This window comes from Micromonospora sp. NPDC047730, from assembly GCF_043204765.1.
Taxonomy (GTDB): domain Bacteria; phylum Actinomycetota; class Actinomycetes; order Mycobacteriales; family Micromonosporaceae; genus Micromonospora.
The window spans coordinates 364281-378072 of sequence record NZ_JBIDCU010000003.1 but is presented as its reverse complement, the minus strand read 5'-3'; the positions used below and the strand labels follow the sequence as shown (position 1 = coordinate 378072).

The following is a 13792-nucleotide window of genomic DNA, read 5'->3' as shown; positions in this document are numbered from 1 at the left end:
CCTTGCGAGCCCCGCAGTCGCGAACTGAGGCGGAGCGGTGACCCAGCCCGCCCTGTTCGGCACGGCGACACCGACGCCCCGGGTCGCCGACGCCGGCCCCCGGTACACGCCGGTGGAGCTGGCGAAGCTGTTGCGGCTGCCGGCGCCCACCCGGGAGCAGGCGGCCATCATCGCCGCGCCCGTGGAGCCCCTGCTGGTGGTCGCGGGCGCGGGCTCGGGCAAGACCGAGACGATGGCGGCCCGGGTGGTCTGGCTGGTCGCCAACTCGCACGTGCGGCCGGAGCAGGTGCTCGGGCTCACCTTCACCCGCAAGGCCGCCGGCGAGCTGGCGCACCGGGTGCGTACGCGGCTCGACCAGTTGGTGCGGCGGCTCGGGCGGCGGGGGCGGGACCCGCTCGACGACCCGCTGGCGGGGGAGCCGACCGTCTCCACCTACCACTCGTACGCGGGCCGGATCGTCACCGAGCACGGGCTGCGGGCCGGCTACGAGCCGTCCACCCGGCTGCTCACCGAGGCGTCCCGCTGGCAGCTCGTCGACCTGCTGGTGCGCAACTACGACGGCGACATGTCCGAGGTGGACCGGATGCCGAGCACGGTCACCGACGCCGTGCTGGCGCTCGCCGGCGAGCTGGACGAGCACCTGGTCGACCCGGACGAGCTGGCCGCCTGGACGGGCCGGTTCTTCGCCGAGGTGCAGGCCCGCCCCGGCCGGGTCTACGCCGACGTGCGCAGGGCCCTGGCCCTCCAGCAGACCCGGCTGAAGCTGCTCCCGCTGGTGCGCGCGTACGCCCGGCGCAAGGAGGACTTCGAGGCGATGGACTTCGCCGACCAGCTCGCCCGGGCGGCCTGGGTGGCCCGGGACCACCCCGGGGTCGGCGAGATCGAGCGGGACCGCTTCCGGGTGGTGCTGCTGGACGAGTACCAGGACACCAGCCACGCCCAGGTGGTGCTGCTCAACGCGCTGTTCGGCGGCGGGCACCCGGTGACCGCGGTCGGTGACCCGTGCCAGTCGATCTACGGCTGGCGGGGGGCGAGCGCCGGCACCCTGGACCGCTTCCCCACGGAGTTCGCCCGCGCCGACGGCGCGCCGGCCGAGGTGCTCGGCCTCACCACGAGCTGGCGCAACCGCCCCGAGATCCTCGGCGTCGCCAACGCCCTGGCCACCCCGCTGCGGGCCGCCGGCGCCCGGGTGCCGGAGCTGCGCGCCGCCATGAGCGTCAAGGACCCGGTGCCGCACCGCAGCGCCCGCGGCGCCGCCGGCGGCACCGTCCACTGCGCCCTGCTCCCGACGTACGCCGACGAGGCCGACTGGATCGCCGACAGCGTGCTGCACGCCTGGCGCGGGGCGGCTGCCATGCCCGGCGCGCTGCCCGAGCACATCCCGGTGCCGCTGCGGCCGACGACGGCCGTGCTCGTGCGGCTGCGCAGCCAGATCCCCGCGATCGAGTCGGCGCTGCGCGAGCGCGGGCTGCCCGTCGAGGTGGTCGGCCTGGGCGGCCTGCTGGACACCCCCGAGGTGCGGGACGTGGTGTGCACGCTGCGGGTGCTGGCGGACCCGACGGACGGGGCGGCCCTGCTGCGGCTGCTGACCGGGGCGCGCTGGCGGATCGGCCCACGTGACCTGGTGGCCCTGCACCGCCGGGCGAAGGGCATCGCCGCCGCCCGGCGGAAGCTCGCCGACGACGGCAGCCCGGAGATCACCCCCGACCTGCTCGACGAGGCGACCCTGGTCGAGGCGCTGGCCGACCTCGGCCCGGCGCAGGCGTACTCGGCGGAGGGCTACGCCCGGTTACGCGCGTACGCCCGGGAGCTGGGGCTGCTGCGCTACCGGCTGGACCAGTCCCTGCCGGAGCTGATCGCGGACATCGAGCGCACGATCGGCCTGGACGTGGAGGTGGCCGTACGCGCCGGCCGGGACGGCGCCGGGGACGCCGGCCTGGCCCGGGGCCACCTGGACGCGCTCGGCGACGTCGCCGCCCGGTTCGGCGGCGAGACGCCGGGCGCCACCCTGTCGGGTTTCCTGGCCTACCTCGCCGCCGCGGAGGACGAGGAGCGCGGCCTCAGCCCGGGCGAGGTGGAGGTGGTCGAGGGGGCGGTGCAGATCCTCACCGCGCACGCCGCGAAGGGCCTGGAGTGGGACGTGGTCGCGGTGGCCGGGCTGAGCCGGGGCGTGTGGCCGGGGCCGGTGCGCAACTCCGACCACTGGCTGGGCGGGCTCGGCGTGCTGCCGTTCCCGCTGCGCGGCGACGCCGACGGGCTGCCCGAGCTGGGCCTGGGCGGCACCGAGGACCAGCGCGGGGTGGCCCGGGCGCTGGAGGACTTCACCGACGCCTGGCGGGCGCACGACGAGCGGGAGGAGCGCCGGCTGGCGTACGTGGCGGTGACCCGGCCCCGCCGGCTGCTGCTCTGCTCCGGCCACTGGTGGGGGGAGGGGACCAAGCGGCCGCGCGGCCCGTCGGTGCTGCTGCGGGAGGTGCACGACGCCTGCCTGGACGGCCGCGCGGGGCACCTGGTCGACGAGTGGGCGCCGGAGCCGCCGGGCGACGCGGTCAACCCGACCACCGAGGTGGTGCTCCGCGCCGAGTGGCCGGCCGACCCGCTCGGCGCCCGCCGCCCGGCGCTGGCCGAGGCGGCCGTCCTGGTCCGCCGCTTTCTCGCCGACGGCGACGCGGCGGGCCGCCCGCCGGCCGGCGAGCGGGGCGCGGCCGGCCCGGAACCCGGCGACGGGGCGGGCCCGGAACGCCGGGCCGCCGGCGACGACGCCGCCGGGGCGGCAGCCGAGCCGCCGGCCGGCGACCCGGACGTGGCGCGGTGGCGGCGGGAGGCCGACCTGCTGCTCGCCGAGCGGGCCGAGCTGACCCGGCAGGGCGGCGCGGTCGAGGTGGCGCTGCCGGGGCAGCTTTCGGTGACCCAGCTGGTGGTGCTGCGCCGGGATCCGGCGGCGCTGGCCCGGGCCCTGCGCCGGCCGGTCCCCACCGAGCCGAGCCCGTACGCCCGCCGGGGCACCGCCTTCCACACCTGGTTGGAGCAGCGGTTCGGCGCCGACCGGCTGCTCGACCTGGACGAGCTGCCGGGCGCGGCCGATGCCGACGCCGCGCCCGACGAGGCGCTGGCCGAGCTCCAGGAGCGCTTCCTGTCCAGCGAGTGGGCCGACAGGGTGCCGGTCGAGGTGGAGGTGCCGTTCGCCACGGTGATCGCCGGGGTGGTGGTGCGGGGCCGGATGGACGCGGTCTTCGCCCGCCCCGGCGGGCGGTTCGACGTGGTCGACTGGAAGACCGGCCGGCAGCCTGCCGGCCCCGCCGCCGAGGTGGCCGCGGTGCAGCTCGCGGTCTACCGGCTGGCCTGGGCGGAGCTGGCCGGGGTGCCGGTGGAGCGGGTCGGCGCGGCGTTCCACTACGTGCGCGACGGCGTCACCGTGCGCCCGGCCGACCTGCTCGACGCCGACGGGCTCACCGCTCTGATCACCTCGGTGCCGGAAAATCCGGCAGACGGTGGGCCATCCGGCGAATCCGTGATAGGTTGATCGCGTTGCAGTTATGGTTCCCAGAGACTCTGTGTGCGCCTGGAGGATTGTGGCCCAGGCGCTCTTTGTTGTGTCCGGAGTTCTCCGGGCGGGGCGACCAGAAGCGACAAGCGAGCCAGGCAGTTCCGCGTGGCGCGCTCCTCTTCGAGCCCGCAACAAGTGCGGGTTCGACGTTCCGTCAAGGAGACGAAACAAAAATGGCTATTGGCACCGTCAAGTGGTTCAACGCTGACAAGGGCTTCGGCTTCATCACTCCGGACGGCGGCGGCGCCGACGTCTTCGCCCACTTCTCGGCGATCCAGTCCTCCGGCTACCGGAGCCTGGACGAGAACCAGCGGGTCGAGTTCGAGGTGACCCAGGGCCAGAAGGGCCCGCAGGCGGAGAACATCCGCCCGCTCTGATCTTCGGATCTTCCAGGTAACACCCACCGCGCCCTCCGGGCGCGGTGACGGGACCGGTCCGCCGCACCGTCGACCTGCGTGAGCAGGCGGCGAACGGCGGCGGGCCGGGGCCCGTACCCCTTTCGGTTCGTGCTTGTGAGTCACCCGCGGCCTGGTCCGCCGGTGACAGCGCCGCCTCCGGCGCCCTCCCTCGACACGTGCCGCGTCGAGGAAGGCTTCCGCATGACCACTGTCGTACCGTCTTTCGCCCATACCGGGCTCGCCCCGGCGCTGCTCGCCGAGTTGGCCGCCCAGGGCATCACCGAGCCGTTCCCGATCCAGTCGGCGACCCTGCCGGACTCGCTCGCCGGCCGGGACGTGCTCGGCCGGGGCCGCACCGGCTCCGGCAAGACCCTCGCCTTCGGGCTCCCCGTGCTGTCGCGCACCGCCGGCCGCCGGGCCCGCCCGGGCCGGCCGCTGGCCCTGGTGCTGGTGCCGACCCGGGAGCTGGCCCAGCAGGTCACCACCGCGCTCGACCCGTACGCCCGGGCCGTCGGCCTGCGCTGCGCGACCGTCGTCGGCGGCCTGTCGCTGCAACGCCAGGCGGACGCCCTGCGCGCGGGTGCCGAACTGGTCGTGGCCACCCCCGGGCGGCTGCACGACCTCATCAACCGCGGCGACGCCCGGCTGGACCAGGTCGCGATCACCGTGCTCGATGAGGCCGACCAGATGGCCGACATGGGCTTCCTGCCGCAGGTGACGAAGCTGCTGGAGCAGGTCGCCCCGGACGGGCAGCGGATGCTCTTCTCGGCCACCCTGGACGGCGGCGTGGACAAGTTGGTCCGTCGCTTCCTCACCGACCCGGTCTCGCACTCGGTCGACCCGGGCACCGCCACGGTGACCGCGATGACCCACCACGTGCTGCACGTCGACGCGGTGGACAAGCCGGCCGCGCTGACCTGGATCGCCGCCCGCGAGGGCCGCACCATCCTGTTCATGGGCACCAAGCACCGCGCCGACCGGGTCGCCCGCCAACTGTTGGCCAAGGGCGTACGCGCTGCCGCGCTGCACGGCGGCAAGTCGCAGCCGCAGCGCACCCGGATCCTGGAGCAGTTCCGCACGGGGCAGGTGACCGCGCTGGTCGCCACCGACGTGGCGGCCCGGGGCATCCACGTCGACGGGCTGGACCTGGTGGTCAACGTGGACCCGCCCACCGAGGCGAAGGACTACCTGCACCGCGGTGGGCGTACCGCCCGGGCGGGGGAGTCGGGCACGGTGGTCACCCTGGTCCTGCCGGAGCAGCGCCGGGACGTGTCCCGGCTGATGAGCACTGCCGGCATCCGCCCCGAGTCCGTCCAGGTGCGCCCCGGCGACGAGGCACTGGCCCGGGTGACCGGCGCCCGTGAGCCGTCCGGGGTGCCGGTGACGATCGCGCCGCCCCCGCCGCAGGCCGCCTCCTCGACGTCGGCCGCCGGACGCTCGGGTGGCCGGGCCGGCGACGGTGGCCGGGCCGGCGAGGGTGGCCGGGCTCCGCACCGCGCCTCGGGACGGCCCCGCCGCCCGCGGCGGCCCCGGACGCCCCGCGCCTCCTGACGCCCGCCCTCCCTCGGTCCGGCCCCGGTCGCTCTCGGGCGTGGGCAGGCACCAGTAACGGACCGGTCGTGCCGGTCCGTGAACACCCGTTCCAGACCGGCGTCGGCTGAGTCGGGAATCAGCGGACGTTACGTCCGATCGGCGACTGTTCCGGTGGCCGGTGGTGGTGGAAGCTGGGGGCCGGGGGGAACGACCCGGGCGGGACCGCCCGGCGCGGGAGGGGTGATCATGGCGGGCGACGTCGGCACGGGCGCGGTGCGTGAACTGCTGCTGGTGCTCGCGGTCGCGCTCGCCGGGCTGCTGCTCGCCATGGTCGCGGTCTTCACGCCGTGGCACGCCACCCCGGACGGGGCCGCGCCGGCCGCTCCGGTCGAGCTGCACAGCCCGACCGGGGGGCCGACCACCATCGCCGGCTGAGTCACGGCCATCGCGGTGAGCCACCGCCGTCGCCCTGGGCCGCGCCGTCGCCCTGCGTCATTGCCGTCGCTCTGGGCCGCCGCCGTCGCCGGCTGAGCCACCACCGTCCGAGCGCTGCGGCGGGGCCGCCGCCGGGGGCGACGGTCAGCGGGTGGGGGCCTGCCGCGTGTCGACCGCCGGGTGCTCCGTGCCCAGCAGGTCGGCGAGGGTGGTCCGGTCGACCACCAGGGCGACCGCGCCGTGCACGGCCAGCCAGACGTCCCGGAGGCCGGTCGCCGCGCCCCGGTAGCCGGCCTGTTCGGCCGGCAGCCCGCGGACCGTCGTCAGCGATCCGCCGACCGCGCGGAGCACGTCGCCGACGCTGATCTCGGCCGCGGGGCGGGCGAGGGTGTACCCGCCGTCCGTGCCGCGGTGGCTGTGCAGCAGGCCTGCCCGGCGCAGGTCGACCAGGATGCCCTGGAGGAAGCTCAGCGGGATGTCCTGGCGGCCGGCCAGGGCCGCGGCCTTGACCAGCCCGCCGCCGCCGACCGGGTCGGCGGCGGCGACGGCGAGCATGGCCTGGAGTGCGTAGTCGCTGCGCGCGGAGACGTACACGTCACTGACCGGCCTGGTCCAGTACGCCCCAGCGGCGCCGGATCGCCTTGTCGGCCGCCCCGAACGCGGCGTCGACCACCAGACCCAGGACCAGGATCACGATCATGGTGGAGATCAGCCAGGGCGAGTCCGACAGCTCCCGGGAGTAGGTCAGCTGAGCGCCCAGCGAGGTCTGCGAGATGCCGACCACGATCAGCTCGCCGGCCATCAGGCTGCGCCACGAGAACGCCCAGCCCTGCTTGAGGCCGGCCACGATGGCCGGCAGCGCGGCGGGCGCGATGACGTACCGGTACAGGTTCAGTCCCCGGGCGCCGAGGTTGCGGCCGGCGCGCAGCAGCAGCGGCGGCACGTAGTCCACGCCGGCGATCACGCCGTTGGCGATGGACGGGGCGGCGCCGAGCACCACCACGAAGAAGATCGCCTTCTCGCTCAGCTCGAAGAGCAGGATCGCCAGCGGGAACCAGGCGATCGAGGGCATGGTCTGCAGTGCCGTGATCATCGAGCCGATCGCCGCCCGCAGGATCCGCGACCGGGCCACCGCGAGGCCGACCAGCAGGCCCACGGCGACCGAGAAGAGGTAGCCGACCGCCGCCCGGCGCAGCGTGGTGGCGAGTCCGTCCCAGAGCTGGACGCCGCTGACCTGCCGGAGCAGCTCCTGCCCCACGGCGGCCGGGCCGGGCAACGCGTACTCGGGCTTCCAGCCGGTCCAGACCACGACCTGCCAGGCGCCGACGGCGATGCTGAGCGCGGCCAGCTTCGGCCAGGTCGCGGCCCAGAGCCGGGCGGCCCGCGGCCGGCTCTGCTCCCGGCCGGCCAGCTCCAGGGCGTCCAGCCCCGAGATCTCCGCGTCGGTACGCGGGACGGCGGCGAGGGTGTCACCGGCCATGGCGGCCCACCTCCGTACGCAGGCGGTCGGTGACCTCGGCGGCGACCGCGGCGACCTCGGGGGAGTCGATGCGTCGCGGCCGGGGCACGTCGACCGCGGTGGACCAGATGATCCGGCCGGGCCGGCTGGAGAGCAGGATGATCCGGTCGGCGAGCCGGGCCGCCTCCCGGACGTTGTGCGTCACGAAGAGCACGGTGAGCCGCCGCTCGGTCCAGATCCGTTCCAGCTCGTCGTGCAGGATGTCGCGGGTCATCGCGTCCAGCGCGCCGAACGGCTCGTCCATCAGCAGCACCGGCGTGTCCAGGGCGAGGGTGCGGGCCAGCGCCACCCGCTGGCGCATGCCGCCGGAGAGCTCGTGGGGACGCTTGCGGCCGAAGTCGGCCAGGTGCACCGTGCCCAGCAGCTCGGCGACCCGTTCCCGGCGCGCGGCCCGGGGCAGCCCGCGCAGCTTGAGCGGCACCTCGACGTTGCCCTCGACGGTCAGCCAGGGGAAGAGGGCCGGCTCCTGGAACATCAGCCCCGGCTCGACCCCCTCGCCGAGGGCGATCCGCCCGCCGCTGGGCCGGTCCAGGCCGGCCACGAGGTTGAGCAGCGTGCTCTTGCCGCAGCCGGAGGCCCCGACCAGGCAGACGAACTCGCCGGGCGCGACGTCGAGGGAGACCCCGTCCAGGGCGAGGACGGCGTTCGCCCCGCGCCCGTACACCTTGGTGACGCCGTGCAGCGCGACCGAGCCGGTCGCGCTGCGGGGCGCCGTCGTCGTCGACGTCATGGTTGGACGACCTCGGCCTTGCCCTGGCCCTTGAGCACCTCGTTGAGGTACGTCAGGTCGTAGAGCCCGTCGAGGCTGACCGGCTGGGTCAGCCCGACCGCGACGGCGTGGTCGAGCCCGGTCTTCAGCGAGGAGGCGATGGGGTCGTTGGTGAACTCCAGCGTCGGCCAGGCCTGCTTGATCAGCTTGAGGTCCAGCGGCTTGCCGCTGATCTTGCCGATGTGGTCGGAGATGGCCTGCTGCGCCTCGTCGGGCTTGCCGTTGACGAACTCGTTCGCCGCCACCTGCCCCTCGACCAGCTTCTTCACCACGTCGGGGTGGGCCTTGAGGAACTTGGTGCTGACGATCAGGTTGGTGATCACGAACTTGCCGTCCGGCCAGAGGTCGCGCTCGTCGACGAGCACCTTGCCGCCCGCGTTGACCAGCCGGGAGACGAACGGCTCGGGCACCCAGGCGCCGTCGATCGCCCCGCTGCCGAACGTCTCCACCGTCTGGGCGTTCTCCTGCGGGATGATCTTGACGTCGCCGCCGCCCTCCTTGGTCGTCGTGAGGCCCTTCTCCTTGAGCCAGTGGCGGATCGCCACGTCCTGCGTGTTGCCCAGCTGCGGGGTGGCGATCTTCTTGCCCCGCAGCTGCTCGACCGACGTGATCTCGGGTTTCACCACGAGCGCGACGCCGCCGGAGGCCGCGCCGGAGACGACCCGGACCGCCTCGCCCTTGGACTTCGAGAAGGCGTTCACGGTGGGGTTCGGGCCGATGTACGTGGCGTCGAGCGCGCCGGAGAAGATCGCCTCGATCGCGGCGGGGCCGGCGTTGAAGGTCTTCGTCTCCAGCGTGACGCCGGTGCCGAGCTTCTCGGCGAAGATGCCCTTCTCCACGCCGACCACCGCCGGCGCGTGGGTGATGTTGGGGAAGTAGCCGAGCCGCAGGGTCACCGGGCCGGAGCCGCCACCCGCGCTCTTGCTGTCGTCGCCGCAGGCGGCGGCGGTGCCCAGGGTCGCCGTGCCGACGACGGCGAGGGTGGCCAGGGAGACCAGCCGACGCAAGGGGAGCCGTCTCATCGTCCATCCAATCCGCAGTATTCCTACTTAGTTGGTAGGAAGAATGGGTCAGGCGGTGAGCTGGCGTCAAGGGTCAACCGCATGACGGGACTGGCGTCTCATCAAAGACGGCAATCTCTACCTATTGGGTGGGTTTCGCGGCGTCCGGGACCGGCGTCGCCGCCGGCCGCCGAGACCGGCGGGCGCGCCGGTTGGTACGCCGGCCGCGGCGGCTGGCCGAAGGTCGGCGATGGCGCGGGTGTCGACGCGCTAGGGTCGATCCCGTGGCGGCGCGGAGATCGAGAATTCCAGCGACGAAGTACCCGGTCGAGCGGTTCACCCTCGACAACGGCCTGCGGGTGGTCCTGACCCCCGACCGCAGCGCCCCGGTGATCGGGGTGGCGGTGGTCTACGACGTCGGCATCCGCTCGGAACCGGAGGGGCGCACCGGCTTCGCCCACCTCTTCGAGCACCTGATGTTCCAGGGCTCGGAGAACCTGGAGAAGCTGGCCCACTTCCGGCACGTGCAGGGGGCGGGCGGCACCTTCAACGGCTCGACCCACCTCGACTACACCGACTACTTCGAGACGCTGCCGAGCAACGCCCTGGAGCGGGCGCTGTTCCTGGAGGCCGACCGGATGCGCGGCCCGCGGCTGACCGAGGAGAACCTGCGCAACCAGGTCGACGTGGTCAAGGAGGAGATCCGGGTCAACGTGCTCAACCGGCCGTACGGGGGCTTCCCCTGGCTGACCCTGCCGCCGGTCATGTTCGACACCTTCCCGAACGCGCACGACGGCTACGGCTCCTTCGTCGACCTGGAGTCGGCCACCGTCGCCGACGCCGCCGACTTCTTCCGCCGCTACTACGCCAGCGGCAACGCGGTGCTGGCCGTCAGCGGCGACATCGACGTCGCCGAGGCGACGGCGCTGGTCGAGCGGCACTTCGGCGACGTGCCGGCCCGGCCCGCGCCGGAGCGGCCCGACTTCGCCGAGCCCGACCTGACCGCGGAGCGGCGCACCTCGTACACCGACAGGCTGGCCCCGCTGCCGGCGGTGGCCGGCGCCTGGCGGGTGCCCGACCCGGTCACCGACTTCGCCGGCTACCTGCCGTACGTCGTGCTGGCCGAGGTGCTCACCGACGGCGACGCCTCCCGGCTGGTGGAGCGGCTGGTGCAGCGGGACCGGGCGGTGACCAGCCTCGGCGGTTACCTCGGCTTCATGGGCGACCCGTTCGACGTGCGGGACCCGACGGCGCTGCTGCTCCAGGCGCACCTGCCACCCGGCGGGGACGTGGACAAGGTGCTGCGCACCATCGACGAGGAGCTGGACCGGCTGGCCACCGACGGTCTGACGGAGGGCGAACTGGCCCGCACCCAGGCCCGGATGGCGACCCACCTGCTGCGCGACACCGACGCGGTGCTCGGCCGGGCGCTGCGGATGGCCGTCCTGGAGCAGCAGCGCGGCGAGCCGGGGCTGCTCAACGACCTGCCCCGGCTCGTGGGCGAGGTCACCGACGAGCAGGTCCGGGCCGCCGCGGCCACCCTGCGGCCCGAGCGCCGTGCGTCCATCGAGGTCATCGCCGGAGGTGCCCGGTGAGCGCGAGGAGTGAGCCGGGTTTGCGAGCCCCGCAGTCGCGAACGAAGGCGGGTCCGGTGAGCGCGAGGAGTGAGCCGGGTTTGCGAGCCCCGCAGTCGCGAACGAAGGCGGGTTCGGTGAGCGCGAGGAGTGAGCCGGGTTTGCGAGCCCCGCAGTCGCGAACGAAGGCGGGTTCGGTGAGCGCGAGGAGTGAGCCGGGTTTGCGAGCCCCGCAGTCGCGAACGGAGGAGAGCCGATGACGGTAACCGCACCGGCCGGGCCGCGGGAGCTGCCGCCGCTCGGCCCGAACCGCAGGCTCAAGCTGCCGAAGCAGGCCGAGCGCACGCTGGGCAACGGGCTGACCGTGATCGCCGTACGCCGGCCGGCGGTGCCCCTGGTCGAGCTGCGGCTCTGGATGCCCTTCGGCCGCAGCCACCTCGCCCGGGGCGCGATGCTCGCCCAGACCCTGCTCTCCGGCACCGAGGGCATGTCCAGCGTGCAGATCGCCGCCGAGCTGCAGAAGGTCGGCGGCGGGCTGTCCGCCGGGATCGACCCGGACCGGCTGATGCTCTCCGGCGCCGGCCTGGTCACCGGGCTGGACCGGATGCTGGAGATCCTCGCCGACGTGCTCACCGGCGCGACCTACCCGAACGAGGACGTGGCGACCGAGCGGGACCGGCTGGTCGACCGGATCCAGGTGGCGCAGAGCCAGCCCTCGCACCTGGCCCGCACCGCCCTGCTCAAGCGGGTCTACGGCAGCCACCCGTACGCGGTGCAGACCCCGGACCCGGAGTCGGTCCGCGCGGTCCGGCCGGGGGTGTTGCGCACCCTGCACGCCCAGCGGGTGCATCCCGCCGACGCGGTGCTGGTGCTGGTCGGCGACGTGCAGCCGGAGCGGGCGCTGGACGCCGCCGAGAAGGCCCTGTCGGGGTGGAACGGCGCCGGGCACACCGCCGACCTGCCGCCCGCCCCGCCGCTGGAGCCCGGGCCGCTGCTGCTGGTCGACCGGCCGGGGTCGGTGCAGTCCTCACTGCGCATCGCGCTGCCGGCGGTGCCCCGCACCCATCCCGACCACGCCGCGCTGCAACTGGCCAACCTGCTCTTCGGCGGCTACTTCTCCTCCCGCTGGGTGGAGAACATCCGCGAGGACAAGGGCTACACCTACGGCCCCCACTCGCTCGTCGAGCACTCGGTGGCCGGGTCGGTGCTGGTCGCCGCCGCCGAGGTGGCCACCGAGGTCACCGGGCCGGCGCTGCTGGAGACGACGTACGAGCTGGGCCGGCTGGCCAGCCTCCCGCCCCGGGAGGACGAGCTGGAACAGGCCCGCCAGTACGCGCTCGGCACCCTCCAGCTCGGCATGTCCACCCAGGCCGGGCTGGCCTCGTTGACCAGCGCGTACGCCGGCAACGGGCTGCGGCTGGAGTTCCTGGCCGAGCACGCCGCCCGGCTGGCGAAGGCCACCGTGGCCGACGTGGCGGAGGCGGCGGCCCGCTACCTCGCCCCGGCCCGTGCGGTGACCGTGGTGCTCGGCGACGCCGAGCGGATCGCACCGCAGCTCGCCGCGCTGACGCCGGTCGTCACCGAGCCGGCGCGGCCGTGAGCGGGGAGCCCACGCCGCCGCTGGCCCGCTCCACCCTGGACCGGGCGGCGCACCGGCGCACGGACCCGGGATGGCTGGCGCAGGCGTGGGCCAGGGCGCGGGTGCTGGTGCTCGACTCCGGCGACGAGGGCCGGGCGCTCGTGCGCACCGATACGTCGCCGCCGGCGTTGGTGCTGCTGGACGCGGCCGACCTGCCGCCGGCGGCGTCCCCGATGTTCCTCGGCGTCGAGTCCGACGGCGTGCCGGTCTTCGCCGTGGACGCCCCGCTGCCGGCGGTGCCCGGGGCCCGGCCGGCGCACCTGCGCGAGGTCGGTCACCTGCTGGTCGACCGGGACGCCGGGCTGTTCACCACCGCGCTGGCGCTGGTCAACTGGCACCTGCGGCACCGTTACTCGTCGGCCACCGGGCATCCGACGGAGGTGGACGAGGCCGGCTGGTCTCGCGTCGACCGGGCGGGGGAGCGGATCTGGCCGCGTACCGACCCGGCGATGATCGTGCTGGTGCACGACGGCGTGCCGGGGCCGGGCGGGCGGTGTCTGCTCGGCAACAACGCCACCTGGCCGCAGACCCCCGGCGAGCGCCGTTTCTCCTGCCTCGCGGGCTACGTCGAGCCGGGGGAGTCGGCTGAGGCCGCCGTGCTGCGTGAGGTCCGCGAGGAGGTCGGCGTCCCGGTCGAGGACATCGCGTACGCGGGCAGCCAGGCGTGGCCGTTTCCCGGCTCGCTGATGCTGGGCTTCCTCGCCACGGCCGACCCGGAGCACCCGGTGCGGCTCGACCCGGCGGAGATCGCGTACGCCCGGTGGTTCACCCGTGCCGAGATCGGGGCGGCCCTGGCGGGGCGGCCGGTGGAGGTGGGCGGCGCCCGGCTGGTCCTGCCGCCGCGGTCGTCCATCGCACTGTTCCTGATCCACCGCTGGCTCGACGGCCACTGCTGAACCGGCACCTTCGAGGCCGGGCCGGTGACCGCGCGAACGTGCGGTCCCGGCCCGTGGCCGCCGTTGCCGCGACGGTCACGGGCCGGGAACACGGGCCGTCGTGGTCGGCTGGGCAAGGAGCGCGGCGGGGGAGCCGGTCGGCCACGACGGACGTCTCGGGCCGGGTCAGCTGCCCCGGTCGCTTCGGGTTCGCCAGCCGAGGGCCGGCTCGTCGAGCGGGAGCACCTTGACCCGCTGTTTCCCGGAGCGGACCGCGCCCACCGTGGACAGGGCCCGGGCCAGCAGCAGCGCGGCGTCCCGGTCCTCGGCGTGCACGATCTGTCGGCGTGGTTCGGGCGTGGTGGTCTCGTCCCGCAGGCGGCCACCGCACGCCCAGGCGGCGACGATGTCCACGTCGGCGGCGGCGCGGATGTCGGTGCGAACGATCAGGAAACGCATGTGGGTCTCCGGATGAACCGCGACGGCGGGGAACGGGTGGAAG

The 13792-nt window shown here is 74.8% G+C and carries 12 protein-coding genes; 7 read left to right on the top strand and 5 right to left on the bottom strand.

Going from position 1 to position 13792, the window contains the following annotated elements:
• Nucleotides 1-37 precede the first annotated feature (37 nt).
• From ACGF5G_RS11075 to ACGF5G_RS11060, 4 genes are all read left to right on the top strand, one after another.
• Entirely contained in the window at nucleotides 38-3523 is a 3486-nt protein-coding gene (locus tag ACGF5G_RS11075; RefSeq protein ID WP_393261324.1) for an ATP-dependent helicase, read from the top strand.
• A 197-nt stretch (nucleotides 3524-3720) separates the two neighbouring features.
• Nucleotides 3721-3924 carry a cold-shock protein gene (locus tag ACGF5G_RS11070; protein WP_007464836.1) on the top strand — a complete coding sequence of 68 codons (204 nt, stop codon included), beginning with the start codon at nucleotides 3721-3723 and terminating at the stop codon, nucleotides 3922-3924.
• A gap of 222 nt (nucleotides 3925-4146) precedes the next feature.
• Nucleotides 4147-5496 carry a DEAD/DEAH box helicase gene (locus ACGF5G_RS11065; protein ID WP_393261321.1) on the top strand — a complete coding sequence of 450 codons (1350 nt, stop codon included), beginning with the start codon at nucleotides 4147-4149 and terminating at the stop codon, nucleotides 5494-5496.
• A 228-nt stretch (nucleotides 5497-5724) separates the two neighbouring features.
• Entirely contained in the window at nucleotides 5725-5913 is a 189-nt protein-coding gene (locus ACGF5G_RS11060; RefSeq protein ID WP_357455658.1) for a hypothetical protein, read from the top strand.
• A gap of 144 nt (nucleotides 5914-6057) precedes the next feature.
• On the opposite strand, the gene ACGF5G_RS11055 is transcribed toward ACGF5G_RS11060, so the two are convergent.
• From ACGF5G_RS11055 to ACGF5G_RS11040, 4 genes are read right to left on the bottom strand one after another with little or no spacing between them, the layout of a single operon-like run.
• A complete protein-coding gene (locus ACGF5G_RS11055) occupies nucleotides 6058-6507 on the bottom strand; it encodes an RrF2 family transcriptional regulator (RefSeq protein ID WP_393261318.1) in 450 nt (149 codons plus the stop codon).
• Between the two features lies 1 nt (nucleotide 6508).
• Entirely contained in the window at nucleotides 6509-7393 is an 885-nt protein-coding gene (locus ACGF5G_RS11050) for an ABC transporter permease (protein ID WP_393261316.1), read from the bottom strand.
• A complete protein-coding gene (locus tag ACGF5G_RS11045) occupies nucleotides 7383-8162 on the bottom strand; it encodes an ABC transporter ATP-binding protein (protein WP_393261313.1) in 780 nt (259 codons plus the stop codon). Before ACGF5G_RS11045 ends, ACGF5G_RS11050 begins: the two co-directional genes overlap by 11 nt.
• Nucleotides 8159-9223 carry an ABC transporter substrate-binding protein gene (locus ACGF5G_RS11040; RefSeq protein ID WP_393261310.1) on the bottom strand — a complete coding sequence of 355 codons (1065 nt, stop codon included), beginning with the start codon at nucleotides 9221-9223 and terminating at the stop codon, nucleotides 8159-8161. The genes ACGF5G_RS11045 and ACGF5G_RS11040 overlap by 4 nt, the downstream gene beginning before the upstream one ends.
• A gap of 263 nt (nucleotides 9224-9486) precedes the next feature.
• Here ACGF5G_RS11040 and ACGF5G_RS11035 point away from each other — a divergent pair, with 263 nt between their 5' ends.
• The 3 genes from ACGF5G_RS11035 (at nucleotide 9487) to nudC (ending at nucleotide 13311) form a co-directional block, all read left to right on the top strand.
• A complete protein-coding gene (locus ACGF5G_RS11035) occupies nucleotides 9487-10797 on the top strand; it encodes a pitrilysin family protein (protein WP_350703848.1) in 1311 nt (436 codons plus the stop codon).
• Between the two features lie 235 nt (nucleotides 10798-11032).
• Entirely contained in the window at nucleotides 11033-12376 is a 1344-nt protein-coding gene (locus tag ACGF5G_RS11030) for a M16 family metallopeptidase (RefSeq protein WP_393261307.1), read from the top strand.
• Complete coding sequence (gene nudC, locus ACGF5G_RS11025) at nucleotides 12373-13311, top strand: NAD(+) diphosphatase (RefSeq protein ID WP_393261304.1); 939 nt, start codon at nucleotides 12373-12375, stop codon at nucleotides 13309-13311. The genes ACGF5G_RS11030 and nudC overlap by 4 nt, the downstream gene beginning before the upstream one ends.
• A 165-nt stretch (nucleotides 13312-13476) precedes the next feature.
• Here nudC and ACGF5G_RS11020 read toward each other — a convergent pair whose 3' ends face one another.
• Nucleotides 13477-13749, bottom strand: a complete 273-nt coding sequence (locus tag ACGF5G_RS11020) for a hypothetical protein (protein WP_350704157.1) — start codon at nucleotides 13747-13749, stop codon at nucleotides 13477-13479.
• Between the last annotated feature and the right edge of the window lie 43 nt (nucleotides 13750-13792).